The following is a 23,739-nucleotide window of genomic DNA, read 5'->3' as shown; positions in this document are numbered from 1 at the left end:
AAAGTTATTGAAGTATACACGCTTATTCGACCTAAGTATATGATTGTCTCGAATAATGAATTATTCGATAGGGTCAGAGAGAATTGGCAAGCTATGGGTGCAATCCAGGAGATGAGAACCTTGGAAAGCGCATCACTATGCTTCTCTGATCCTAGTGGGTCTCGTCTTGATCATGTATACAGCGGGGTCCAATTGGAGAGCTTGGCAATGAGGCAGCCGCCGCCCGGCATTTTGACAAGCGGCACCGGTCTCGGTGTTCAATAGTGGGTTTTCTGGATCACCTTGGGATATGCCACGTGAGCGAACGGTAAGCCTCCTCCGGTGCCTGTGGCTAGGGTAGACTGCTATCTCTGATCAGAGTGACAGCGGAGGGCGCTTATGGACGAGGTGACTCAACTCGCTCGGCAGTTGCTGGACAGCGGCGTAACAAGGCTGTCCGAACGCGAGCAGCGGGTAATTCTTCATATTGCCAAGCGATCGCATGTCGCCCGAAATGTGAACAGTGTTCTGGAAGAACAGCAGACATTGGGCGAACGCTTCGCGGATCGGGTCGCTCAATTCGGCGGGTCTTGGACCTTCATCATGATCTTCACGGGGATGCTCATCGCTTGGGTTGTCGTGAATACCATTGCCCTGGCCAGCTTTGGCGGAGGCTTTGATCCCTACCCCTTCATTTTCCTGAACCTGATCCTGTCGATGGTTGCCGCGCTGCAAGCCCCTGTGATCCTGATGTCTCAGAACCGACAGGCCGCCAGAGATCGGTTGGCGGCAAGCCTGGATTACGAGGTCAACTTGAAGGCGGAGGTTGAGATCATGGCCCTCCACGACAAGCTTGACCGCATTCGTGTCGAGCATCTCGAAGGCTTGCTTCAGGATCAGACGCAGCGGGTTGCAGAATTAGACAGGATGGTGCGGGCAACGCTTGCGAAGCCACTCTCAAGCTGATCTGCGACGCATTGAGTCGTTACCGCCCTGGATCGCCTATGAGCAATGGGGCTGCCACAAGCCTGTGACGACGTGCTCTACTGCGACAAGCCCATCGACCTGTGCCAGCTCGCGCAAGCCCTCTCGGCTGAGATGCTGAACTGAGCTCGTCACACGCCTCGGCAAAGGTCTGGTGATGGCACACCTGAGATGTTAGCCGGAGGGCAGCAATCCTCACGGAACCAGACGCTCCCAAAAATCAGCGAACTTCATTGCCTGACCCTCAGCGGACCTTGTTAGGAACGTGGCGCCAAGTTAAGCGAGAGTGGGAAGAACGGTCGCCACATAGCAGCAACTCATTAGAGCAACTGATGCCGCATCGTTTTGAACGGAAAACCGGATCCACTTTTCGCTGACGCTGACCTTCGGTTCCGCACGATGCGCTAGCCGTGCGGCTTCTTATCAGTTCGAAAATTTGCGATGTCCGGCCCCATGCACGCCTCGGTTATCAGCGCCGGCCGGATCGCCAGATCGACAGGATGATCCAGAGGCTATTGACGAATGCAATCAGATAGCCAACCAGCCCCACCAGAGTAAGCAGAGGCACACCGAACAGGGTTGGCCCGCCTGGTACGGTCATCACGATCGAGGACCCAATCACCAACGAGGCCGTCATGACACCGACCGTAACGCGATCGATTGCGCTGTCGAGCCGGTCACCGAAGCTGTCAAGGCGCTTGAGGTCAAGCTCGACCCGCAAGCGGCCCTGCCGTGCGTCTTTGATCAGTCGCGCAATGTCGCGCGGCATCGACGTGACAAGGCCAAGAAGGTCGCTGAACGTGGCCCCGCCCCGTCGCACGGCCTCCGCGGGCTGATAGCGTTCCCGAAGGGCCTGGTCGAGGAATGGCTTAGCCCGTTCGATCAGGCGGAACTCCGGATCGTACTGGCGGCCGAGTCCTTCAAGGCTGATGAGCGCCTTGAACAGGAGGGCAAGGTCGGCCGGCATCATGATCGTGTGCTCGCGCAGGACGGCCGAAACCCTGTGCAGCAAGACACCGATCCTGAGATCCTTCAACGGCACGTCGGCGAAATCGAAGGCGAGTTCGCCGAGATCGGCCGCGAGACGGGCCTCGTCCACGGTGGCACCGCCGCGCCAGTCAAGCAATACCTCGAGCATGGCCTGCTCGTCATGGCGCGCGAGCCCCGCCAGCAGATCGACGATTTGGCTGCGCCGCGTCGGCGATAGGCGTCCCACCATGCCAAAGTCGATCAGCGCAATGCGGTTGCCGGGCAGAAACATCACGTTGCCCGGATGGGGATCGGCGTGGAAGAACCCATCGACCAGAATCATCTTGAGCACGGCGTCGGCCCCACGCGCAGCGAGTGTCGCTCGGTCGAGACCGGCAGCGTCGATCGCCGCCAGATCGTTCCCGCGAATGCCCACGATTTGCTCCTGCACATTCATCACGCTGCTCGTCCAGGCCCCATACACCTGGGGCACGAGGATGTCGGGATCGTCGGCGAAGTTGCGCCCAAAACGCTCCATGTTGCGGGCCTCGACCGCTAGATCGAGTTCGCGCCCAAGCGAGCGGCGCAATTGATCCACCACTTGGATGGGCCGGTAGCACCGCGCCTCCGGCATTTCGCGCTCGACCAGACGAGCAAGGTACCCGAGGATCCTGAGATCGGCGTTGATTTTTGCCACGATGCCCGGGCGGCGGATCTTCAAGATCACCGGGGTGCCACTTGCCAGCTTGGCCCGATGCACCTGCGCGATCGAGGCTGCAGCGTAGGGAGCGCGCTCCAGATCGCCAAACACCTCAAACGGAGAGGACCCGAGCGCCTGCTCGACCTGCGGCAAGAGCTCGTCGAAAGGGGCCGGCGGCACGTCGCTGTGCAATCGGGTGAGTTCAGCCGTCCAGGCCGACGGCAAGAGATCCTCTCGGGTTGCGAGCATCTGGCCGAGCTTGACGAAGGTCGGCCCAAGTTCCTCGAACGCGAGTCTCACCCGCTGCTGCGGTTCAAGATGGGCGACGTCACCGGCTTCTCGCCATTGCAGGATTTGTCCGGCGCGCTCCAGCAGCGTCGCCGTGCCGGTGCGACGCACGAGATCGCCGAGTCCGTGGCGAATGAGGACCGAGCTGATCTCGCGCAGGCGCGGCAGATCGCGAACGGCAGTGAACACGGACTAACCTATTTCCCCTTTCGCGTCTCTGCACGATCGCGCAGCGCGTCGGCGACACCGGCCAGCACCCCACTGGCTAGCAACGCCATGCGGATGCTCGTGCCGCGCATCGTTTGCAGACCGGAGGTCGCGCTTTCCCCCATGCGGCCGGCAAATTCCCCCATGATGCCCGCGGCTCGGGCGCTCGCCTCCGCGCCGACCGCTTGAGCGTGACCTGCAAGCTCTGTCATCTCGCGGCGCAGATTGCCACTCATCGCTTCGGCAATGCAGTCCGCCGCCGCCACATAATCTTCTTCGAGTGTCCTCAGACTGGCCAGTGCTTCCTTCAGATCGTTGGTGGTGAAGTCTTTCCCTCGTGCAGCGAGTTGCTGGAGCGCGGCGTGCGTCGCGTTCGCCGAGTTCAGCAGTGCCTCGTCAAGCTCCCGCACGGCGTCGGCAAACACCTCGCGGGCCTCGGCATCGCTCACCTGAGGTGGGGCAGCCCTTTGACCAGTCACTGCTCGAACGATGTCTGCGACGGCCCCGGTGTCAACCCGGCCCTGCTCGAGAACCTGGCTGGTCAGGTCTCGAACCCGCTGCCTGATTGCGAGATCTTCGTCCGGCGTGGAGGATGACACCTGCCCCGAAGATGTGGTGGGCTCGGGCATAGACTGCTCCATGACTTCTGACCACCAACAGCTTACCGCGAATCGTGTTCATATGACAGCCAGAACGGCACTCCAGCGTACTCATCAGCAACGATGTCCGTATTCGTCAGGGTCTGCCATGGTCAGGGCGCGGGCGTCAGCCTCTTTCTACCTTCGGTAGGCCGAGAGATATTCAGGCACGATGGTCTCGAGCGCTTGAGGCTCGACACCAAGATCACCAAGCAGCGGCTCGGAGCCGCTGACCACCTTGTCCGTCTTCAGCAGCCGGACCTGGTCGCGAGTGATCGGAGCACCGGGAAACACTTGCAGCAGCCCGCCTAACAGCTCAGCCGCCCAGAACGGCAGGGGCACCAGCAACGGTCGGGCCTTGATCATGGCACAGACAAACTCAAGCAGCTCCCTGAAGGTATAGACTTGGGGACCTCCGAACTCGTAGATCTTCCCACGGCTCGCCGGGGTCGCCAGAATGGCCCCGAAGCCCGCCACGACATCCTCGACATAGACGGGCTGAAACCTCGTTTGGCCGCCGCCAATCAGCGGCAGGGCCGGGAGCCGTCGCGCCCGCGCGGCGAAGCCGTTGAAAAAGTGATCGTCTGACCCGAAGACCAGACTGGGCCGAACGATTGTCGCCTCGGGAAAGGCGGCGCGCACCGCCTCTTCGCCCGCCGCCTTGGAGCGGTCCGCCAGCGCGGGTGCAGTGCGGCTGGCCCCGAGCGCCGACACGTGAACGAGTTGCCTGACACCCAAGTGCTTGGCGCTGGCAGCCACCCGGCGAGCCCCGTCTTCATGGATGGCCGTGAAGGTTTGCCGGTGCGCTTGCGCGAGAATGCCGACCAGATTGATGACTGTGTCGGCCCCTTGGATCGCCGCCCGGACAGCCTCGTCATCGAGAATGTCCGCTGCGATCTGTTGAACTCCCTCCGGGACCGCACGCTCTGCCCTAAGAAGCGGAGTGCGCACCGCAACCCGTGCGGATGCCCCTGTCCTGACGAGGTACTCGACCAGGTGCCGGCCGATAAAGCCCGATCCACCGAAAACCGTGACTTGTGGCATCACTTGGCTAAGTCTCAGACCATGGTCATTCGACTGCTGATAGCGTAATCTCTCCGCCTCCGCAGTACCATGTTTATCGCTTTGAAGGTCGAGAAGTGGCACATCTGCGAAGTAGACCGAATGTCCGCTTCGGATGGGAACACCAGACGTTCTCGAAGGGCGCGGGATTCGCTGGTTTGACCCGCAGCGGCCCTCCGCTAGTCCTCCGTTGATTTCACCTACAACCGAGCGCGGAGCCTTCAGCTTTTGATGTCTGCATAACCATCGTTCAGTCCGGCCGGTCGGCTTCCACCTCAGCGCACCAGGATTCAGCATCAGAGATGCACTCCTCGTGGGATCTCAGTCATGAGACCGATGTCAGGTCGAGCTTCGAAGCTCGACCTTCGTCTCTCATTGAACTGCCGCTCTCGCGCATCGACCGGGCACATCGGACGAGCAGCAAAGCAGGTCCGGACAGCAGAAGGTAACAGATCGCCCCAATCCGAAGCGTCGTATCGATGCCGAATTCGATGCTTGTCAGCACGGCGACGCTGGCCGCGAGCACACCGGCTGCTCCGTTGATGCCCCAGAACCAGGGGGTTGGTGTCTTGTCGATCGCCGACACCAGCCGCATTCCGGTCGGAAAACCGAAGCCCATGAGGAAGCCGGCCGGCGCGAGAACCAGGACCGCCAGCCCGGCTCGGAGCAAGAGGCCCGCGCTCTCAAGCCGGAGCAGGATGCCGGGCAGCCAGAACGGCAGGAGAAGAAGGTATAGGCTGGTCAGGATCGACCAGCCGATCAGCCTCGCGCTACGGTCGAGTGGAACACGCTCGGACGCCAGGCTGCCGATGCCGGTCGACAGGATCAGGCTGAAGAGGACGACGCTGAGTGCATAAACCGGGTGGCCCAGAAACACGCTGATGCGCTGAAGCAGGCCAATCTCGATCATCATGAAGCCGATGCCAATCAGGCCGAAATACAACGTTCCGGCACCGATCAGCCCGGATGGTCCCGTTCTCGCGGAAGACCGCAGCGGAACGATGATTGTCGCCGCGACGAGAATGGCCGAGATGAGGATCAGCATGGCGAGTGTTAGGGTCGCGCTCAGATTGCCCCCATAGACGCCCACCCGAGAGGCCAGAGTGAACATGTCCTGATCGAGGAGGCGACTGAGCCGCAACTGATTGAAGAAGAACGGGCGTGCGTCGGTCGGCGGGCTCAGATCGAGGTAGGAGGCTTCGGTGGCTCGCACGAGAGCGCTGCGGTCGGGCGCCGACACGATGCTCTCGAGCAGCGGTGAGGCGGCCGGTCCCTGCGGGTTTAGCAGGACGGAGAACGCGTAGGTGCCCGCAGCCTGCCGCAGCGCCGCCAGGGCCCGGTCCGACAGCGGCGAGCGCGACATGACCAGGGTCGCCACATGGTCCGACGCCGCCATGAAGAGGTGTCTCTTCGGATCGGTCACCCCAAGGGATTGGAGCGTCGCGACTGCGAGGCTCACCATGCGGCCGGTCTCGTTGACCTCGCCGGGGGCGTACCAGCGGCTCACGGTGAAGACCCCCGACGGCGTCAGGCGCTCGAGGAAAATCCGCCAGGCCTCGACCGTGTAGAGGCCGTTCTCCGACAGGGTGAAGGCGCCGGCGCCGGTGGCCGCCCAAGTGTCGATCAGGCTCATCTGGATGACGTCGAAGGAGCGCTCGGCGCGGGCAAACCAGCTTCGCGCCTCATCGACCTCGAAGGAAAGGCCGGGCTGTCGACCGATGGCGGTGTCATTTGCAAAGCGCCGGGTCAGCAGGTCGATGAAGATCGGATTGATCTCGACGCCGACCACGTCTGAGACACCAAACAAGCGCGCGGACAACAGGTCCCGGCCGCCGCCGACGCCGATCACCGCCCCGGTCTGGAGGCCGGGAACCGCGTAGGCGAGGTTGGTGACGTCGTAGCGAAGGAAGGCCAGTTCGTTCAGATCGCCGGAGAAGCGATAGACCGCCGTCCCGGCACCGCCGTCGATATTCATCCAGCGCTGCTCGATCGGATCTGCGACATAGCGCGGGGACGGCCCCCAGAGCGCCGGCCGCGTCCTCTCAGGCTGGCCGATCGTGATGCGCGAGAACGAGTTCCATTTCTCGTAGGCGATCGTCGCCGGATGCTCGATCTGGTCCTTCACCACCGTCGGCCGGACGCCCTCGATCAGGCTGTTGGCAAGGGCGAGGATCGCAAGACCTGCGAGCACGGCGCCCCGATACCGGAAAAGCCGCCCGGCCACAGACCGGCCAGGCGGCACATCCCCGAGGCCCGCCCGCGCGAAGAACAGGCTGCCTGCGGCAATGAGGGCCGCAATCCAGAGCACCGCCGAGGGACCGCTCACCAGATTGAGCAGCACGAGGGCTCCGAGGCAGCCGAGAGCCGCACCGAGCAGGTCGATCCCATAGACCACGCCAACCGGGAAGGGACTCCGGGTCAGGGCCAGGCTGACAACGATGCCGGAGAAGAAGAACGGGAGAGACAGGGCAACGGAGAACTCGGTCCAGACGACGAGTGACATGACCGATGCAGGCAGGCTTGTGACGATGGTCAGCTGCACCAGGAGCGCCAGGATTGTCGCGAGGGCGAAGCTGAGTGAGGCGGTGCTCAGGTGATACGACAGCTGCTCCGGGCGGTACTGCTCGGGGCGAAGGTAGACCCAGACCGCTCCGGCAGTGAGGCCGAACATCGCAATGCTGATAACGAAAAACGCGAGGTGGTACCAGGATGTGACGGAGATGATCCGGGTTTCGATGATCTGCAGCATCAGGGTTGCTGCGGTGATCAGGCCGAGGCCTGTATAGAACGACAGTCGTTGCGCAATCTTCTGCAATCGTCGTCCCCATGTCTTGGCGGATCGATCGCGGCTCTTGCCATTGAGTCAGCCGAACGGTCCCAGGGATCTATCTTGGCAGGCTCATCGGCAGGAGATCCGACACGGACGAACTTTCCCACAAATCGAGAGCGATGTAAGCTTGGCAGCAAAGCCGTCTAGCTTTGGTCGCTCATGCAGCTCCGAGATCGAAGCCGAGATGCTGGACCGCGCCGACATAGGCCAAGTGGAATGTCGCCTAATGGGATGGTCCGGCCGTGCTTCTGCCCTGCTTGCCCGTAAGCTGTGGGGCTTTGAGCCACGCAAGGAGCATGTCCCATGTCACGGTCTTCGTCCTCTGCTGCGATTGCCACGCTGGGTATCGATCTGGGCAAGAACAGCTTCCACCTTGTCGGTCAGGATGAGCGCGGCAGCATCGTGCTGCGCCTCAAGCTCTCCCGGCCCCAGCTCACGCAGCGGTTGGCTAACTTCCCACCGTGCCTGATCGGCATGGAGGCCTGCGCCGGCGCCCACCACATCGGCCGCCAGCTCCAGGCACTCGGCCATGACGTGCGCCTCATTCCGGCCCAGTACGTCACATCCCGGGCATCGTGAGGTCGACGACCAGGCAGCCAGTCAAAGGCAACGCTCCGTCCGCGAGGAGTTGGGCGCCATCCTCGTAGAGGCGCACCTCGAAGCCCTCCTGCTCCAGGGCGAACTTCAGCGACTGACGGACCGCGGCGTCATCATCGACGACAATGACCGGACCCGTGATGGTGGTCATGGTGAAGCCTGCTGTTGTGACGATGGCAACCTTACGCCATCCGCGACAGGCAGCGTTGATCTGCATCAAGCAGCCACCCTCGTCCGGCTCAGGAGTTTCCCGTAGGCGTCCAAGGATGCTGCGAGCGCGGTAGGCTGCTCCTCCTGGTGCAGGTGTCCTTTCAGATCCGTCGATGCGTGCGTCCCAACCTGCCGGCCAGCGCCCGCGATCGCACTCTCGGCTTCTGCGCTCTTTGGGTCGAAGGCATCGGACCGCTTGAGGTAGCCACTGGAACGGAAGCGGTCTGGACCCCGTTTGTTGTCATTGGAAAGGATGAGCGGATCGTGCCTCGCTTCGTTGACAAGCCGTTCCACTGGGTGGCGATCCTCGCCCTGGCTTCGGGTGCCGCCGTGCTGGTGCCGAGTCTCGCGGCACTCGGCATGACGCTGGTGGCCGTGATCCTTAAGCTCGTCTGACAGAGGCTGCACCGCGCCCCAGTGCCGAATCCTAATAAGCAATGTAGTTTCAACTGCCCCTGGTCCGGTCACCTCTTCTGGATCACGGTGGCATCGAACGCGGCCCGGCAATGCGGGGAACATCACCCTCCTGACGGGCCCGACCTTTGTCACCCGGATCCTCTTCGAGAAGGACCCGCTCCGCCGCCCCATCCAGATCATCGTATTGGCCATTCCGCAGGGACCAGAGGAATGCGGCCAATCCGGCACAGGCCATGCCCAGTCCGATCAGGATCAGCCACCACATGGAACCCATCAGTTCCTCCTCGCGGCCCCGGGACCCGCAGCGCCGTTCGGGATGGACGGGAGTCTCAGGGCATTGGCGACCACGATGATCGAGGACAGCGACATGGCGACCGCCGCGACGAGGGGCGTTACGTAGCCCAGCACCGCCACGGGCACCGCCAGGGCATTGTAGCCGACCGCGAGGGCGAAGTTCTGGACAATCAAGGTCCTGGACCGTCGCGCGATCCCGAGGGCGGCACCGACGGCGGAGAGACTTTCGTTCAGGAACACGAAGTCGGCGGCGTTGCGGCCGATGTCCGCGGCCGTGGCGGGCGCCATGGAGACGTGGGCGGCGGCGAGGGCAGGCGCGTCGTTCAGCCCGTCGCCGACCATCAGGATCTTTCGGTTCGCGTGCTCAAGCGACGCGACCCGGGTGACCTTCTCGCTCGGGAGCAGGCCGGACGAGACCTCGTGAACGCCGAGCTTCGATGCCAGGCCTTCGACCACCGCCGCCCGATCACCGGAGACGATCTCGACCGCCAGCCCCTGACGCACAAGATCATCCACGGCCTCGCGCGCATCGGGACGGACGCTATCCTCCATTACGAAGGCTGCAAGCAAGTCACCGTTCCTCGCCAGATAGGACATCGACCAGGCGAAGCCATTCTCGGGATGCCTTCCCTCAAGCGCCCATTCCGGCCGGCCGAGCCGATACCTGTCCCCATCCCGGACGGCCTCGAGCCCAAGGCCCGGAACCTCCTCGATGCGATCGAATGCCATGATCGGGTTCGTGCCCCGGGCGGCGGCCTCCGCGATCGCCCTCGCAGCCGGATGGCGGGAACCGATGGTCATCCCAAAGGCGATCCCCATCGCCGACGGCGGGATCTGCTCGGCATTGAGGAGGGAGGGACGGCCGAGCGTCAGGGTACCCGTCTTGTCGAACGCCACGCCGTCGATCTCGGCCATGCGCTCGAGGGCGGTGCCGTCCTTGACCATGATGCCCCGTTCGAACAGGCGGCGCGCGGCCACGACCTGCACGATGGGCACCGCAAGCCCCAGGGCGCAGGGACAGGTGATGATCAGGACGGCGATGGCGATGGTGACGGACATATGCCAATCCCCGGTGAGGTACAGCCAGCCCAGGAAGGACAGCAGGGCCATCGTGTGGACCACGGGCGAGTAGAGCGCGGCGGCGCGGTCGGCCAGCCGACGGTAGCGGGCCCGCCCGCCCTCGGCCGCCGCCATCATGCGGACCATCTCCGCCAGGAAGGAATCCTCAGCCCTTGCCGTCGCCCTGACCGTCAGCGGCCCCGTGAGGTTCATCACGCCCGCCTGGACCTTGTCGTCGAGGGCCACCTTCCGGGGAGCGGACTCGCCCGAGACGACCGAGCAGTCGAGTTCGGACATGCCATGCTCGACCACGCCGTCGATCGGGACCCGCTCGCCCGCGGCGACGAGCACCGTTGACCCGGGCTCGATCTCAGACACGGGAACGTAGAGTGGCCGCCCGTCCCGGAGGATCGTGGCACCAGCGGGAGCAAGCCGCGCCAGGCCCGCCACGGCGGAGCGCGCCCGCTCGCGCATCACGTGGTCGAGCGTGCGGCCGATGAGCAGGAAGAACAGCAGGGAGGTTGCCGCATCGAAGTAGGCATGCGGCGCGTTGTGGAGCGTGTCGTAGAGGCTGAGGGCGAAGGCGAGCGACACGCCGATGGAGATCGGCACGTCCATGTTGGTGCGCCCATGCCGCAGCGCCGACCAGGCCGAGGCGTAGAAGACCCGGCCGGAATAGAGAAGGGCCGGGAGGGCGAGCAGCGCGGAGATGAGGTGGAAGGCCTGCCGGGAGCCGGCATCGGCCCCCGACCACACCGACAGCGACAGCATCATGATGTTCATGGCGCAGAAGCCCGCCACCGCGAGCGCCCTGACGAGACGCGCCAGTTCCGGGTCCTTCCCCGCCTGCTCCGGCGCGAACAGATGTGCCTCGTAGCCGATGCCGCGCAGGGTGCCGATCATGTCGGGCGGGGTTCCGTCCGCGGTGCGCCACGCGACCGCGACGCGCCTGGTGGACAGGTTGACCCGCGCCCTCTCGACGCCGGGCAGCCGCGCCAGCGTCCGTTCGACGGCTGCGATGCAGGCGGCGCACCTGACGCCTGGCACGGAGAGGTCGGTCTGGCGCGAACCGTCGCCGAGATCGCGGCTGGCAAGCCGGATCTCGTCCGGCAGGGTGCCGAGCTGCGCCGGATCCCCGAGTGCCGCATGGACGCCGACGGGCGCGCAGCAGGTCATGACCGCCCTCCAGGCATGGCGCTCCGCCTGCGCATCAACTCATCGCCCTGTAGGCATGCCAGGTCGCATGGCCCAGTAGCGGGAAGATGACGATGAAGCCGATGAAGCCCGTCACGACGCTCACGGCAAACAGGGCCAGCACGATGGCGCCCCAGGCGATCATCGGGGTGAAGTTGTTCCACACCATGGCCATGCTCGTCCCCATCGCCGTCAGGGCATCGGTGCGCCGGTCGAGCAGCATGGGGATCGAGAACACGCTGACCGCGAAGGCGAAGGACGCGAACAGCCCGCCGACCACGATCCCGACGATCAGCATGGCCCATCCCGTCAGCGTCGTGACGAGCATGGTGGGGACGCTCTCGAAGCCAGGGAACGGCCGAACGCCGAAGAACAGGGCGTAGATGATGACCGCAGCCCGCATCCAGAGCAGCATCAGCAGGCACAGCAGCAGGCCGGTGAAGAAGACCTGCGCCCCGGCGCGGGGCCGGACGAGCAGCATGCTCCCGAGCGTCGGGCGCTCGCCTTCCTCGAGTGCGCGGCTCTTCTCGTAGAGACCCATGGCCAGGATGGGCGCGACGATCATGTAGCCGGCGATGGCCGGGAGCAGGACGAAATCCCAACCCGATGCGACCAGCGTCCACCACAGGAACGCGGTGATGAGGAAGACCACGACTCCGTATGTCAGGCTGAGGCCCGGCTGGATCATGAAGTCGTGCCAGCCCTCCCTCAGCCAGTCGAAAGCGGCCTGCGGCGGCAGGTTGCGCTGCCGTGCCGGGTTGCGCGTCTCCGCGATGGTGGAGGTCTCACTCAGCAGCCCGTAGGGCTTTTCCGCTTCTGTCATCTGTCTCCCCCGATATCTCGCAAGGGTCGGTTTCTTTCAGCAGTCGGATTTCGCGGCCCTGAACCCGCCCTCTCGTGTCCCGGCCTCCTTGAGGTGGGCGACGCAATCGGGGTGCGTTGCCACGGCAACGTAGACGAGGTGAGCGTTGGCGGCCGCCACGGTGACCAGCACGGCCGCCGCGATGAGCCACCCGATCAGGGGCCAACTGACCCGCCTTGTCGCCTGACCGTTCATGGCTGTTTCGTCCCCAGGGACGCGACGTACAGGGACAGGATCTTGATCTCGGCCGGGGACAGGCGCTCGTCCCATGTCGGCATGTGTCCCTGCCGCCCGCCATGGATCGTGTTGATGATGGTCTGGAGGTCGCCGCCGTAGACCCAGTGCTGGTCGGTCAGGTTGGGGGCGCCGACCTCGCGGTTGCCCTTGCCGTCCTCGCCGTGGCAGGCGGCGCAGGTGGTGAGGAAGATCTCCCGCCCGGCCTTCATCTGCTCGATGTTCTGGGCCGTGGAGACCGCCGGATCGGACAGCGACTGCACGTAGGTGCCGACGTTCGTGACCTGGTTGCGGTCGAGGATCGCGTCACGCCCGAAGGCGGGCATCTGGGCGACGCGGGTGTTCTGGTGAGTGGAGTTGATGCCGATCTTCATGGTCTCGGCGATCTTCTCCGGTCCCCCGCCCCAGAGCCAGTCCTCGTCCGTCAGGTCTGGATAGTTGGCGCGGCCCCGTCCGTCGGCGCCGTGGCAGGCGGCGCAGTTGTCGCCGAAGAGCTGGTGCCCGGTCGTCCTGACGAGCTTCATCAGGTCCTCGTTGGCCAGGATGTCCTCGTAGCTCGACGTCTCGATGGCCCTCATCCGGGCCGCGCGCTGGGCCTGCGCCTCGGTCAGGTCCTGCTCGACGATCTTGCGCTGGTCGGTATCGAGGATCCCCTTCGTGTAGGTCGTGCCCAGCGGAAAGGTCGGCATCAGGACCCACCAGAGCAACGCCCATACGTGCGTGACGACGATGAAGATCAGGATGCCGAGCGGCACGGGAGTGTCGAGCTCCTTGATGCCGTTCCATTCGTGTCCCGTCGTCTTCTGACCGCTGACGGGATCCTTTTCCTCTACTGCCATGGCCTGTCGTCCTTATCCAGGATACTTCGCTTGGCGTCGTCGAACCGCTTCCGGTTCCCGGGCCAGAACGCGTAGATGACGACGCAGACGAACATGCCGATCAGGTAGAACAGGCCCCAGCTCTTGGCGAAGCCGACGAGTGCTCCGTGATCGATGTCCATGAACGCTGCTCCTGCCTGTCACCGTCAGTTGGTCGGGTTGGGCGCCTGTTGCGGCGCGGCGGTGTTGGCATAGGCAGCATCCGTCAGGCGCCCGAGCACCTGGAGGTAGGCGACCAGCGCGTCCATCTCCGTGAGCCGGGGAACTACGCCGTCGAAGGCGCTGACCTGGGTCTTCTCTCCGTAGCGCTGCGTCACCCCAGCCGCGAACGGGCTGTTGGGCGCGGCCTGCCCGAAGGCATCGGCGGCGGCGTTGGCGACCATCTCGTCGGTGTATGGAACCCGGACCGCCTGCTGCGCGCGCAGATGCAGGCCGAGATCCCCGGTGTCGAGCGCCGTCCGCGCCAGCCAGCGGTAGGCGGGCATGTTGGATTCTGGCACCACGTCGCGCGGGTTGGTGAGATGCGCGACATGCCAGAAGTCGGAATACTTGCCGCCGATGCGGGCGAGGTCCGGGCCCGTGCGCTTCGATCCCCACAGCATCGGATGGTCGTACTTCGACTCCACGGCGAGCGAGTAGGGGCCGTAGCGCTCGACCTCGTCGCGCAGCGTGCGGATCATCTGGCTGTGGCAGCCGTAGCAGCCCTCGCGGATGTAGATGTCGCGGCCCGCCAGCTCCAGCGGCGTGTAGAGGCGCATGTCCGGTGTGTCCTCTACGGTCTGGTGGATGGTGAAGAGCGGCGCGATCTCGACGATGCCGCCGACGCTGGCGGCGGCGATGATCGCGATCACGAAGCCGATGGCGGTGCGCTCGATCTTGCGATGGAAGAGTTCGGGCATGGCATCACTCCGCTGGGGCCGGGGACGCTCCGGGAGCGAGACCTGTGTCGGGAATGTCGGCCTGCTTCTCGGCAGCGGCAGGCGCCTCGCGCACCGTCATCCAGATGTTGAAGGCGGCGACCATGGCGCCGAGCAGGAAGAGCAGGCCGCCGAAGGCGCGGGCGATGTAGTAGGGATACATAGCCACGAGCGAGTCGAGGAAGGAGTAGGCGAGGGTGCCCTCCTGCGTGTAGGTGCGCCACATCAGGCCCTGGAGGATGCCCGAGTTCCACATGGCGAAGACGTAGATGAGCGTCCCGGTGACCGCGAGCCAGAAGTGGACCTCGACCAAGGCCGGGGAATACATGCCCTCGCGCTTCCAGAGCGACGGCACCAGCGTGTAGAGCGAGCCGAAGGTGATGAACGCGACCCAGCCGAGCGCCCCCGCATGGACGTGGCCGACGGTCCAGTCGGTGTAGTGCGAGAGCGCATTGACCGGCCGGATGGCGAGGAAAGACCCCTCGAAGGTCGAGAGCCCGTAGAAGACGACGGCCACCGTGATGAAGCGCAGCGTCGCGTCGTCGCGAACCTTGTGCCAGGCGCCGTTGAGGGTGAGCAGTGCGTTGCCGGCCGAGGCCCAGGACGGCACGAGCAGCATCACCGAGAACGTCATGCCGAGGTTCTGCACCCAGTGCGGCAGCGCCGTGTAATGGAGGTGGTGCGAACCCGCCCACATGTAGAAGAAGGTGATGCCCCAGAAGCTGAGGATCGACAGCCGATAGGAGAAGATCGGGCGCTGCGCCCGGATGGGCAGGTAGTAGTACAGCATGCCCAGGAACCCGGCGGTCAGGAAGAAGGCGACCGCGTTGTGGCCGTACCACCACTGCACCATGGCATCCTGCACGCCCGGCCAGATCGTATAGCTCTTGGCACGGGCGAAGGAGATCGGGACGGCGAGGTTGTTGACGATGTGCAGGATGGCCACCACGACGATGAAGGCCATGAAGTACCAGTTGGCGACGTAGATGTGCGGTTCCTTGCGCCGGGCGATGGTAGCGAGGAAGAGCAGGAAGAAAGTGACCCACACCACAACGAGCCAAAGGTCGGCGTACCATTCCGGCTCGGCGTATTCCTTCGATTGGGTCACGCCCATGAAGTAGCCGGTCACGGCGACGATGCAGAACAGGTTGTAGCCGAGCAGCACGAACCATGGGCTGATCTGTCCTGCCAGGCGGGCGCGGGAGGTCCGCTGCACGACATGAAACGCTGTCGCGATCAGGGCATTGCCGCCGAACCCGAAGATCACCCCGGTGGTATGCGTCGGCCTCAGGCGCCCGAAGCTCGACCAGCCGGAGTCGAAGGCAAGGTCCGGCCAAGCCAGTTGCGCCGCGGTCCAGACCCCCATGAACATGCCGAAGACCGCCCAGGCGAGCGAGAAGGCGATCGCCACCTTGATCGGGTCGTCATAATATTGCGACTGCCGCCCTGGTGCAGGTTCGGGGTCGTAGTAGTGCTTCATGACGAGCGCCGCGATGCCGCCGCTGTAGAGCATGACGACGACGCCGTGAACGCCGAAAGGATCGAAGCCACCGAGCGCTGCCATCGCCAGACCGACGACGAAGATGCAGAGGAGGATCACCAGGGCGTTCTGGCGTTCGCCTGTGGTTAACTGCTGAACCATGCGGATCCCTCTTCGTGGACGTGACGCATTCAATCCAGGGCCCGAACCCGATCGCTTAAGCTTCACTAACTGGAAGCCATCGGCGGGACGTCAACCGTCTGCCTTGCAACGACAATGCGGCCTCAAATTACGTCGGGTCCTTGGCTGACCATGGGACTGGATCGGCACCATGCGCTCCGACATGTCAGACCTCCACGCGACTAGGGTTCGTCTCTGCGGTGAGCATGGACCGGCACCTGCATCGTCCCAACTCAGGGAAATCCCGTAGGGGGCCAGCACGGATCGGGCCAACCACGATCGTCCGTGGGCATCTATACGGCGTGACGAGGCGTCAAGGTGCACCGCCGCCGGTCTCATCGGACCGCGAGCCGATGAAGCTTCATGAGCGCCGCGGACTTCTGCCCTGAGGCATCGAACTGCTTGAGGTAGGCGAGCAGGTCCTTGATCCGCTGCTCGTCCTTCAGGCCCGCGTAGACCATCTTGGTGCCGGGCACCTTGGCCTTGGGATCCTTGATGTACTCGGAAAACGTGGCCTCGTCCCAGGTGATGCCGGAGTTCTTGTTGGCAGGCGAGTAGTTGTAGCCCTCAACCGTGCCGGCCTTGCGGCCGATGATGCCGTTGAGGACGGGACCGACGGCGTTCTTGGCGGTCGGCCCGATCTGATGGCAGGCGCGGCACTGGGCGAAAGTCTTTTCACCGGCCGCGGCATCCTGGGCGTGGGCGAGTGATGGGCTCAGGGCGAGGAAGAGGGGAATGATCAGGATTGTACGCATCACGGTCTCCTTGCAGGTTGTGGGCAGGGTGGGGACCTCCTGCCGTTCGGTGGTCGATCGATGATCCGTCGCGGGTGTGGCTCCTGGTTGCGCGGGTTAGCGGGTCTCATGGCTCGAGGGTGATGGCCTCCCCCGTCTCCGTCGTCAGGCGGACCTGCCCCTCCCCGAGTTGCCGGAGTGTCCGGGCGATCGCCGCGACGGGCATCAGGCTGAAGGCGGTCGAGAGGGCGTCGGCCGCCGTCGCACTCGGCATCACGGTGGTCACGCTGCGATACAGATGGGCCGAGGCGCCCGTGCGCGGATCGAGCAGGTGGTTGAAGCGGCCTCGGGGGTCGAAGCGGAAGCCATAGGCCCCGGAGGTGGCGACGGCTTGACCGACCACGTTCAATGTCTCGCCAATGCGGGCGGGATCGAGCGGGTCGGTTATGCCGACGCGCCACGGCCTGCCCGAGGGATGCGAACCCATGGCCCGAGGCTCGCCCATGTCAACGAGGCTGCTGTCGATCCCGCCCGCGCGCAGGATGCCCACGACCCGGTCGGTGACGTACCCTTGGGCAATGCCATTTAGGGTCAGGCCCATACCGCGCCGGGACAGGGCAACCCGGTTCGCGTCGAAGTTCACCCGGCCGAAGCCCACGCGCTCCAAGGCTTCGCGGAGTGCGGGTGCAGAGGGGCCTACCGGATCCGCATCGTCCTTCGAGAAATGATCCCGGTAGAGGATCCACAGCGCCTGCACCGTCGGGTCGAAGGCGCCCCCGGTCAGCCCCCAGCAGCGGCGGCACTCAGCGAGCACCGCGACCAGATCGGCCGGTGGGGCGACCAGGATGCCGTGGCGGTTCAGCGCGACCAGGGCGGTGTCCTCACGATAGAGGCTGAACACCTGTTCGAGACGGCGCACCTCCGCCAGCGCGTGTTCGACCAGGCGCTCGGCGGCGGCACGGTCGTGATGGTGCACTTGCAGGCTCGCCACCGCACCCATGGCCTGGCCGCGCCACGTGACAAGATGGGCCTCGGTCCCTGCCGCGCGTCCGAACGGCACGAGACCCAGGCCCGCCGCGGCCGCGGTGATCCCGATGAAACGACGGCGCGAGAGGCGAGGGAACATGGCTGGTTTCCTAGTGGGCGTGGGTGTCCTTTGGCTTGGCAGGCTCGGCATGGCCCTGATGTTGGTCCGCCGCGTCAGATGCTTGTCTGGCGGATCCAGTCACCTCTGCGGTCCCGCCCAGGACATAGTCCTTCGGCACCTCCGCGAGGGCCACGACGCGGCCGCCGTTCTCGGCCGCGAATTTCTCGGCGGCGCTCCTGTCGGAGAACGGCACCGCCTCGTCGCCGCCCATGCCGCCCTGCCTCCGGCTGCCGATCACGAACGAGGCCTGTTTCGCATCGACCCAGTTGTTCGCGCCAGGCCTGTCCCAACTCGGTGCCTTGGCCATGTCCGAGACGTAGATCGCCCGGATGTCCCTCGGCTCCTCCGGCAGCAACGTGAACGAGATCGCGTCCCGCGCCGAGGAGAACCAGACCGGGTCCTTGCGGCTCGCCAGGATGATCTGCCCCTTCGGCCCGGTGTGCTCGAGCACGTTCATGCCGCAGTAATGGCCGATGGCCGAAGCCGTCATCTCCTGTGGCGGCGGCGGGGCCTCGGCTGTCTTCTGGTCGTTGCAGCCGGCAAGGACGAGCGCGCCTGCGAAGGCGGCGAGGAGGACGGTCTTTCTCATAGCTCTCTCCTGGAGAAGGCGAGTGCCGCCAGTCCGAGCGGCAGGAGCGCCCAGGCTGCCAGCGCCGCGAGCAGGACGGACGGGCCCAGCGTCGTGGTCTGCGCGACCCCGGCCATGCCGGAGAACGCGCTCACGTTGCCGGAGCCGGTCAGGTTAAACAGGCGGTAGGCGTCGGTTGGGTTGAGCAGGAGCAGGGCATTCAGCAATCCGCCCGAGAGCACCTGTCCCTGGTCGACCACGAGCAGCCCGAGCAGGGCCATGTCATAGATCAGCACGAACACGAGCCAGATGCCGATGGCGATGCCGGCGGCGGTGCCGCGCTCGCGCACCAGCGCGCTGACGAGGTAGCCGACCGCGATGAACGCAGCCCCGAGCAGGATCGAGGAACCGATCATCGAGGCGAACGCCGTCCAGCTCTCTCTGTCGATGACTTCCCCGGTTGCGGCCAGTGCGCCCGCGGCGGCCCCGTAGCCCAGCAGCGTCGCGAAGGCGAGGATCGACAGGTGGCCCACGAACTTGCCGAGCAGCACCTGCCAGCGCGCCACCGGGTAACTCAGGAGCAGCAGCATGGTGCCGCGCTCCATCTCGCCGACGATGGCGTCGTGCGAGATCAGCAGGGCAATGAGCGGCAGCAGGAAGATCGTGAGACTGGACAGGCTGACGATCACCACGTCGAGGGCGCGCACGCCGACGTTGCCGGTCGGGGCGCTGCCGAGGAAGGTGAGCGAGAGGGCAAGCGCCGCCAGCAACAGCGTCGTCGCCAGGACCCAGCGGTTGCGCAGTCCCTCCTGGATCTCCTTGCGCGCGACGATCAGAATGTTTCTCATCGCGCGGTCTCCTGCGACAGAAGGAAATGGGCGTAGAGCTCGTCGAGGGTCGGCGGCACCACGTCGAGATCCTCGACCGGAGCGCCCTCGTCGGTGGCGCGCCGCAGCACCTCGATCTTGCGCTCGGGTGCGGCATCGATCTCGACCATGTGGCCGTTGACCTGGCGCCATCCGTCGACTGGACCGAGCCAGTTCGGCACGTTGGCCAGCCCCGCATCGGTCACCTTGAGGCGGATGCGGGTCGGCAGCCGCGCGATGCGGCGCAGCTCGTCGAGCGTCCCGTCCGCGACCTTGATGCCGCGGTTCATGATGATCACCCGTCCGGCGCGTTCCTCCAGCTCGGTCAGGGCGTGCGAGGACAGCAGGAGCGTTGCGCCGCGCCCGCGCAACTCCTCGACGATCTCGTAGAAACTGTGGCGCAGGGCCGGGTCGAGCCCTGTGGTCGGCTCGTCGAGCAGGAGGACGCGCGGCTCGCCCAGCAGCGCCTGGGCGAGCCCGAGGCGCTGGCGCATGCCCTTGGAGTAGGTCCCGACGCGCCGGTTGGCGGCGTGGGTGAGACCGACGCGCTCCAGCAGCACCGCCACCGACTTCGCGGGTTCGCGCTTGAGCCGGGCATAGAACGCCAGCGTCTCGTGGCCCGTCAGCGCGGCGTTGAAGGACACGTTCTCCGGCAGGTAACCCAGCCTGCGCCGTCCAGCGAACTCGCCCGCGGCCGGATCGTCCCCCAGCACCATGATGTGGCCACCGGTCGGTCGGATCAGGCCCAGCATCAGCTTCATCAGCGTGGTCTTGCCGGCGCCGTTGTGGCCGACGAGCGCCACCGTCTCGCCTTCGGGCAGGTTGAACGAGACGTCGCGCACCGCCTCGATCTTGCCGAAGCGCTTGACGACGTTGCGGATCTCGACGGTTCCGGTCATGGCCGGCCTCCTGCGGCAGGCTGCGGGCGCCGGGGCGGCGCCATGAGGGGCCGGCTGTCAACGACCCCGCCCGGCAGAAGGGCCGGGAACTGCGCCTGAGCCCAGCGGATCACCTGCACGGCCGGGCTGTTCATCAGCACCTTGGCCTGCGGCGCGGTCCAGAGCACGCGGTCGACGAGATCGTTCGGGCGGTAGGCGCCGTCGCCGATGCCGTCGCCGTCGAGATCGAAGGCCGGGTTGTCGCTCCAGTAATTGCCGCGCCCGTCCTTCGACCATTCGAGAAAGCGGGTGCCGACGTACTTCACCTGGTTCTGGTTCCGGATGAAGGCGTTGCCGACCATCTCGTTGCCCTCGGATCCTCCCGTGAAATGGATGCCGATCTCGCAGCCCTCGAACCAGTTCTCTCGGAAGCGGTTCTTGTTGGTGTTGTAGATGAACACGCACTTCTCCGGCCCCACGCGGTCTCCGGCCGCAAGGGTCGGTTCGTGTTCGGCAGGCAGGCCGTGCTCACGTGCCTCGGCATCGTGCTGGCCCGCCCTGGCCCAGCGCTCGGCCGACAGGATGCGCCCGACCACCGCGTTACCAGAAATCTGCGAGCCGTTGGCGAAGTTGAACAGGAAGCCGCGGTCGCGGTCGCTCTCCGACGTGTTGCCGCGGATCGTCAGGCGGTGCGAGTACATGATCGCGTAGCCGACGGTGTTGCCGATCGACACGTTGTCCGTGACCTCGCCGTCGTTGGTGTACATGTAGTGGACGGCGAAGCGCAGGTCGCGGAAGCGGTTGCCGGAAAACACGTTCTTGCGGCTGGCGATTGAGAAGATCCCATCGCGCCCGTACCGGAAGCTGTTGTTCAGGACCTTGGCGCCGGGCGCATCCCAGACCGAGACGCCGTTGCCGGCCTCGTTCATGCGCCCGGCTTGGATGCCGATGATCACGTTGTGGCGCACGATCGCCTCGGGGGCACCATGAATGTAGATGCCATAGAGATTGCCTTCGACACGGTTGTTCTCGGCGACGGCGCCCAAGGCTTTCTTCTCGATGAAGATGCCGGAATCCATCTTCTCCAGGTCCCGGCCCGAACCGCGGACGGTCAGCCCGCGCACGATCGCCCCTGGAGCCGAGATGGTCACGACGCTTCCCTTTCCGGGACCTACGAGCACGGCGCCGTTCTCACCTTCGACGGTCAGCCTGCGCGTGACCCGAATGGGGCCGCGGTGCTCGCCGGGCTTGAACACCACGGTGTCCCCGTCAGCCGCCAGGTCGATGATGTCCTGAGCGGCATCGTTTGGTGAGACGGCGATCCGTTCCGGCCGCGCGGGCAGGGTGAGACCGGCGGCAAAGATTGCCGCCAGTCCCAAGCGTACCATGGTACGGAGGCCTGCCATGATGTCAGGTCGCCTGCGGCTCGACGAACATGCGGCCTTGCATCTCCATGTGCATGGCGTGGCAGAACCAGGTGCAGTAGTACCAGTACACGCCCGGCTTCGAGGCCGTGAACGTGACGGATGCCGTCGCCTGCGGCGCCACCTCCATGTTGATGCCGTAGTTGATGATGCAGAAGCCGTGGGTCAGGTCCTCCACGTCGTCGACGTTGGTGACGTACACCGTGACCTCGTCGTTCTGCTTCACCTGGAAGCTCTCCAGGCCGAACGCCGGCGCGGCCGAGGTCATGTACACCCGCACCTTGCTGCCGTCGCGGATCACCTTCGAGTCGACCATCAGGTCCACGCCGTCGGCCTTGGCCTGCTGCACCGCATCCGCGAAGAACGGGTCGTCGCGCTTCCACACATGCAGCGGGTTGATCTTCGAGCGGTGCACGATGGTGGCGTCGTGCGGCTCGGCGAAGCTCGGGCCGTCATGCACGATCACCATCTGGTCGCCGGAGATGTCGATGAGCTGGTCGTTCTCGGGCTTGAGCGGGCCGACGTTGAGGAAGCGGTCCTTCGAGAACTTGTTCAGCGAGATCAGCCATTTGCCGTCCGCGTCCTTGGTCTGGCCCATGGAGGTGTGGTTGTGGCCCGGCTGGTAGTGCACGTCGAGCTTCTGGATGACAGGGTTGACCTTCTCGCCCTTGAAGGCGCGGATCGCGAGGTCAATGTTCCACTTCACCACCTGGCTGTCGAGGAACAGCGTCGTGTAGGCGTTGCCCTTGCCGTCGTAGGCGGTGTGCAGCGGGCCGAGGCCGAGCTCCGGCTCAGCGACAACAACGTCGCGCGGCTGGATCCTGTCCTCGAACAGGTCGTCGAGCTTGCGGGCGTCGAAGACCGTGACGGTGGGCGACAGCTTGCCGTTGGCGACGAAGTGGATGCCGTCCGGCGCGGTGTTGATGCCGTGCGGGCTGTTGCCGACCGGAACATAGCGCGTGTAGGGCGAGCCCTGCTTGCCGTCGAGGACGGGCACGCCGTTGATCATCTCGGCCTTGCCGGCTTTCACCGCCTCCTCGATGCGCTTGAGGTTGAAGATGACGACCCAGTCCTGCTCCTTGGCCATCATCTCGGCCAGCGTGACGCCTTCCTCGGAGTTGTAGCAGGTCGACCAGGCGTACTTGCCCTGGTAGTCGGCATCGACGTTGTCGAGGTTGCCGCTGACCTTGATCTGCCAGGCCACGTGCATGGTCTCGCCGTCGACGGCGGTGAACATCGACACGTACTGCTTCGGGTCGTCGAGGATCTTGCCGTCGTTCGGGACCGGCACGCGGTCCTCGCCGTTGCAGAACACGTAGCCGGTCTTCGGGTACTTCTGCACGCGCAGGCCGTGCACGGTCGACTGGTTCGGTAACTGGACGATCTTGTCGCACTTCATCACGTCGAGGCGGATGCGGCAGACGCGGGTGTTCGATTTGTCGTTGGCGAACAGGTAGCGCCCATCGTAGGTGCCGTCGGTGAAGGACGGATGCGGATGGTGCAGATCGCCGTTCATGTAGATGCCGCCGCGGTCCTTCAGGAACTCGCGGTTCAGCGGCGTCAGTCCCTCGGTCAGGATCTTGAGGCTCTCGTTCGTCTGGCCCCAGCCGGTGGCGCTGTCGCGGTTGAACACCGGGATGCGCATCAGCTCGCGCATCGACGGGCAGCCGATGATGCGGACCTCGCCGGTCTGGCCGCTGGAGAAGAACACGTAGTACTCGTCGAGCTCGCCCGGCTTGACCTCGTACCTGGCGGGGCCGGCGGGCCGCGCCGCCGGGGCGGCCGGGCGCGTCTGCGCCTCGGCTGGCGTGATCACGCCCGCATCCTTCAGGGACACGCCGCCCGCCACGCCCGCGGCTCCTGCCGCGGCCGCGGCCGCGGTCGTCCCGATCACCTGACGGCGGCTGAGACCATTCCTCTTGTCTTCATGTGACACGTGAACCTCCTTCTCGCTCATGAAGCGGTGGTGGGGACGTTGGCCGTGTCCGGCGCGTCCGTGGGTGTTCCGACCACCTTGCCCTTGTGGGTGATGACCGGTTGAGCAGGGCCCTGGCCGCCGTCCTTGCTCTGGCGCATGGACGGGGACGAAAGGGCCTCGCGCTTTTCGCGCTTGAGCCGCACCTGGATCATGTGCGGGCAGCGC

Annotated in this window: 23 protein-coding genes and 1 pseudogene; 3 read left to right on the top strand and 21 right to left on the bottom strand. The window is 65.1% G+C overall.

Annotation, left to right across the window (positions count from 1 at the left end; translation table 11 throughout):
* Nucleotides 1-378: 378 nt before the first annotated feature.
* On the top strand, nucleotides 379-945 hold the full coding sequence (locus ILT44_RS24745; RefSeq protein WP_204242274.1) for a DUF1003 domain-containing protein: 567 nt from the start codon (nucleotides 379-381) through the stop codon (nucleotides 943-945).
* Nucleotides 946-1,432: 487 nt separating this feature from the next.
* Here ILT44_RS24745 and ILT44_RS24740 read toward each other — a convergent pair whose 3' ends face one another.
* The 4 genes from ILT44_RS24740 to ILT44_RS24725 all read right to left on the bottom strand — a co-directional run bounded on the left by ILT44_RS24740 (nucleotide 1,433) and on the right by ILT44_RS24725 (nucleotide 7,642).
* A complete protein-coding gene (locus ILT44_RS24740) occupies nucleotides 1,433-3,109 on the bottom strand; it encodes an ABC1 kinase family protein (RefSeq protein WP_204242273.1) in 1,677 nt (558 codons plus the stop codon).
* A gap of 8 nt (nucleotides 3,110-3,117) precedes the next feature.
* Entirely contained in the window at nucleotides 3,118-3,756 is a 639-nt protein-coding gene (locus ILT44_RS24735) for a DUF6781 family protein (protein WP_204242272.1), read from the bottom strand.
* Nucleotides 3,757-3,903: 147 nt separating this feature from the next.
* Nucleotides 3,904-4,809 carry a complex I NDUFA9 subunit family protein gene (locus ILT44_RS24730; protein ID WP_204242271.1) on the bottom strand — a complete coding sequence of 302 codons (906 nt, stop codon included), beginning with the start codon at nucleotides 4,807-4,809 and terminating at the stop codon, nucleotides 3,904-3,906.
* A gap of 343 nt (nucleotides 4,810-5,152) precedes the next feature.
* The gene (locus ILT44_RS24725; protein WP_204242270.1) at nucleotides 5,153-7,642 is read right to left on the bottom strand and encodes a class I SAM-dependent methyltransferase; all 2,490 of its coding nucleotides are present in this window, start codon (nucleotides 7,640-7,642) and stop codon (nucleotides 5,153-5,155) included.
* Nucleotides 7,643-7,960: 318 nt separating this feature from the next.
* On the opposite strand from ILT44_RS24725, the pseudogene ILT44_RS24720 reads away from it, so the two are divergent.
* Nucleotides 7,961-8,218, top strand: a pseudogene (locus ILT44_RS24720) (IS110 family transposase); the annotation flags it as partial.
* On the opposite strand, the gene ILT44_RS24715 reads toward ILT44_RS24720, so the two are convergent.
* Nucleotides 8,217-8,405: a response regulator gene (locus ILT44_RS24715; RefSeq protein ID WP_239468516.1), complete on the bottom strand. Its 189-nt coding sequence runs from the start codon at nucleotides 8,403-8,405 to the stop codon at nucleotides 8,217-8,219. The pseudogene ILT44_RS24720 and the gene ILT44_RS24715 overlap by 2 nt on opposite strands.
* Before the next feature lie 323 nt (nucleotides 8,406-8,728).
* Here ILT44_RS24715 and ILT44_RS31525 point away from each other — a divergent pair, with 323 nt between their 5' ends.
* Nucleotides 8,729-8,860 (top strand): hypothetical protein, encoded by a 132-nt coding sequence (locus ILT44_RS31525; RefSeq protein WP_255549895.1) that lies wholly within the window; start codon nucleotides 8,729-8,731, stop codon nucleotides 8,858-8,860.
* Between the two features lie 82 nt (nucleotides 8,861-8,942).
* On the opposite strand, the gene ccoS is transcribed toward ILT44_RS31525, so the two are convergent.
* The 16 genes from ccoS to ILT44_RS24635 all read right to left on the bottom strand — a co-directional run.
* Nucleotides 8,943-9,155 (bottom strand): cbb3-type cytochrome oxidase assembly protein CcoS, encoded by a 213-nt coding sequence (gene ccoS / locus ILT44_RS24710; RefSeq protein WP_204242267.1) that lies wholly within the window; start codon nucleotides 9,153-9,155, stop codon nucleotides 8,943-8,945.
* The gene (locus ILT44_RS24705) at nucleotides 9,155-11,410 is read right to left on the bottom strand and encodes a heavy metal translocating P-type ATPase (RefSeq protein ID WP_204242266.1); all 2,256 of its coding nucleotides are present in this window, start codon (nucleotides 11,408-11,410) and stop codon (nucleotides 9,155-9,157) included. Before ILT44_RS24705 ends, ccoS begins: the two co-directional genes overlap by 1 nt.
* Before the next feature lie 34 nt (nucleotides 11,411-11,444).
* The gene (locus tag ILT44_RS24700) at nucleotides 11,445-12,251 is read right to left on the bottom strand and encodes a DUF2189 domain-containing protein (RefSeq protein WP_204242265.1); all 807 of its coding nucleotides are present in this window, start codon (nucleotides 12,249-12,251) and stop codon (nucleotides 11,445-11,447) included.
* A 36-nt stretch (nucleotides 12,252-12,287) separates the two neighbouring features.
* Complete coding sequence (locus ILT44_RS24695) at nucleotides 12,288-12,485, bottom strand: hypothetical protein (RefSeq protein ID WP_204242264.1); 198 nt, start codon at nucleotides 12,483-12,485, stop codon at nucleotides 12,288-12,290.
* Nucleotides 12,482-13,363, bottom strand: a complete 882-nt coding sequence (ccoP, locus tag ILT44_RS24690) for a cytochrome-c oxidase, cbb3-type subunit III (RefSeq protein WP_204242263.1) — start codon at nucleotides 13,361-13,363, stop codon at nucleotides 12,482-12,484. Before ccoP ends, ILT44_RS24695 begins: the two co-directional genes overlap by 4 nt.
* On the bottom strand, nucleotides 13,354-13,524 hold the full coding sequence (locus ILT44_RS24685; RefSeq protein WP_204242262.1) for a cbb3-type cytochrome c oxidase subunit 3: 171 nt from the start codon (nucleotides 13,522-13,524) through the stop codon (nucleotides 13,354-13,356). The genes ccoP and ILT44_RS24685 overlap by 10 nt, the downstream gene beginning before the upstream one ends.
* Nucleotides 13,525-13,548: 24 nt before the next feature.
* On the bottom strand, nucleotides 13,549-14,301 hold the full coding sequence (gene ccoO / locus ILT44_RS24680) for a cytochrome-c oxidase, cbb3-type subunit II (protein WP_204242261.1): 753 nt from the start codon (nucleotides 14,299-14,301) through the stop codon (nucleotides 13,549-13,551).
* A gap of 4 nt (nucleotides 14,302-14,305) precedes the next feature.
* A complete protein-coding gene (gene ccoN / locus ILT44_RS24675; protein WP_239468515.1) occupies nucleotides 14,306-15,961 on the bottom strand; it encodes a cytochrome-c oxidase, cbb3-type subunit I in 1,656 nt (551 codons plus the stop codon).
* A 353-nt stretch (nucleotides 15,962-16,314) separates the two neighbouring features.
* The gene (locus ILT44_RS24670; protein WP_204242260.1) at nucleotides 16,315-16,734 is read right to left on the bottom strand and encodes a c-type cytochrome; all 420 of its coding nucleotides are present in this window, start codon (nucleotides 16,732-16,734) and stop codon (nucleotides 16,315-16,317) included.
* A 106-nt stretch (nucleotides 16,735-16,840) separates the two neighbouring features.
* Nucleotides 16,841-17,890, bottom strand: a complete 1,050-nt coding sequence (locus ILT44_RS24665) for an FAD:protein FMN transferase (RefSeq protein WP_204242259.1) — start codon at nucleotides 17,888-17,890, stop codon at nucleotides 16,841-16,843.
* Nucleotides 17,850-18,449 carry a nitrous oxide reductase accessory protein NosL gene (locus tag ILT44_RS24660; protein WP_204242258.1) on the bottom strand — a complete coding sequence of 200 codons (600 nt, stop codon included), beginning with the start codon at nucleotides 18,447-18,449 and terminating at the stop codon, nucleotides 17,850-17,852. The genes ILT44_RS24665 and ILT44_RS24660 overlap by 41 nt, the downstream gene beginning before the upstream one ends.
* Complete coding sequence (locus ILT44_RS24655) at nucleotides 18,446-19,276, bottom strand: ABC transporter permease (protein ID WP_204242257.1); 831 nt, start codon at nucleotides 19,274-19,276, stop codon at nucleotides 18,446-18,448. The genes ILT44_RS24660 and ILT44_RS24655 overlap by 4 nt, the downstream gene beginning before the upstream one ends.
* Entirely contained in the window at nucleotides 19,273-20,193 is a 921-nt protein-coding gene (locus ILT44_RS24650) for an ABC transporter ATP-binding protein (protein WP_204242256.1), read from the bottom strand. The genes ILT44_RS24655 and ILT44_RS24650 overlap by 4 nt, the downstream gene beginning before the upstream one ends.
* Nucleotides 20,190-21,578 carry a nitrous oxide reductase family maturation protein NosD gene (locus tag ILT44_RS24645; protein ID WP_204242255.1) on the bottom strand — a complete coding sequence of 463 codons (1,389 nt, stop codon included), beginning with the start codon at nucleotides 21,576-21,578 and terminating at the stop codon, nucleotides 20,190-20,192. The genes ILT44_RS24650 and ILT44_RS24645 overlap by 4 nt, the downstream gene beginning before the upstream one ends.
* Before the next feature lie 4 nt (nucleotides 21,579-21,582).
* On the bottom strand, nucleotides 21,583-23,532 hold the full coding sequence (nosZ, locus tag ILT44_RS24640) for a TAT-dependent nitrous-oxide reductase (protein ID WP_204242254.1): 1,950 nt from the start codon (nucleotides 23,530-23,532) through the stop codon (nucleotides 21,583-21,585).
* A gap of 17 nt (nucleotides 23,533-23,549) precedes the next feature.
* A partial coding sequence (locus ILT44_RS24635; protein ID WP_204242253.1) for a hypothetical protein occupies nucleotides 23,550-23,739 on the bottom strand: 190 nt, incomplete at its 5' end.

This window comes from Microvirga arvi (assembly GCF_016892765.1).
GTDB classification, from domain to species: Bacteria; Pseudomonadota; Alphaproteobacteria; order Rhizobiales; family Beijerinckiaceae; genus Microvirga; species Microvirga arvi.
This window is presented reverse-complemented; position numbering and strand designations above follow the sequence as displayed.

Coding starts and splice junctions, on each gene's coding strand:
- ILT44_RS24745 (WP_204242274.1), top strand. CDS start 379: ATGGACGAGGTGACTCAACTCGCTCGGCAGTTGCTGGACAGCGGCGTA.
- ILT44_RS24735 (WP_204242272.1), bottom strand. CDS start 3,756: ATGCCCGAGCCCACCACATCTTCGGGGCAGGTGTCATCCTCCACGCCG.
- ILT44_RS24730 (WP_204242271.1), bottom strand. CDS start 4,809: ATGCCACAAGTCACGGTTTTCGGTGGATCGGGCTTTATCGGCCGGCAC.
- ILT44_RS24715 (WP_239468516.1), bottom strand. CDS start 8,405: ATGACCACCATCACGGGTCCGGTCATTGTCGTCGATGATGACGCCGCG.
- ccoS (WP_204242267.1), bottom strand. CDS start 9,155: ATGGGTTCCATGTGGTGGCTGATCCTGATCGGACTGGGCATGGCCTGT.
- ILT44_RS24705 (WP_204242266.1), bottom strand. CDS start 11,410: ATGACCTGCTGCGCGCCCGTCGGCGTCCATGCGGCACTCGGGGATCCG.
- ILT44_RS24700 (WP_204242265.1), bottom strand. CDS start 12,251: ATGACAGAAGCGGAAAAGCCCTACGGGCTGCTGAGTGAGACCTCCACC.
- ILT44_RS24695 (WP_204242264.1), bottom strand. CDS start 12,485: ATGAACGGTCAGGCGACAAGGCGGGTCAGTTGGCCCCTGATCGGGTGG.
- ccoP (WP_204242263.1), bottom strand. CDS start 13,363: ATGGCAGTAGAGGAAAAGGATCCCGTCAGCGGTCAGAAGACGACGGGA.
- ILT44_RS24685 (WP_204242262.1), bottom strand. CDS start 13,524: ATGGACATCGATCACGGAGCACTCGTCGGCTTCGCCAAGAGCTGGGGC.
- ccoO (WP_204242261.1), bottom strand. CDS start 14,301: ATGCCCGAACTCTTCCATCGCAAGATCGAGCGCACCGCCATCGGCTTC.
- ccoN (WP_239468515.1), bottom strand. CDS start 15,961: ATGGTTCAGCAGTTAACCACAGGCGAACGCCAGAACGCCCTGGTGATC.
- ILT44_RS24670 (WP_204242260.1), bottom strand. CDS start 16,734: ATGCGTACAATCCTGATCATTCCCCTCTTCCTCGCCCTGAGCCCATCA.
- ILT44_RS24665 (WP_204242259.1), bottom strand. CDS start 17,890: ATGCCGAGCCTGCCAAGCCAAAGGACACCCACGCCCACTAGGAAACCA.
- ILT44_RS24660 (WP_204242258.1), bottom strand. CDS start 18,449: ATGAGAAAGACCGTCCTCCTCGCCGCCTTCGCAGGCGCGCTCGTCCTT.
- ILT44_RS24655 (WP_204242257.1), bottom strand. CDS start 19,276: ATGAGAAACATTCTGATCGTCGCGCGCAAGGAGATCCAGGAGGGACTG.
- ILT44_RS24650 (WP_204242256.1), bottom strand. CDS start 20,193: ATGACCGGAACCGTCGAGATCCGCAACGTCGTCAAGCGCTTCGGCAAG.
- ILT44_RS24645 (WP_204242255.1), bottom strand. CDS start 21,578: ATGGCAGGCCTCCGTACCATGGTACGCTTGGGACTGGCGGCAATCTTT.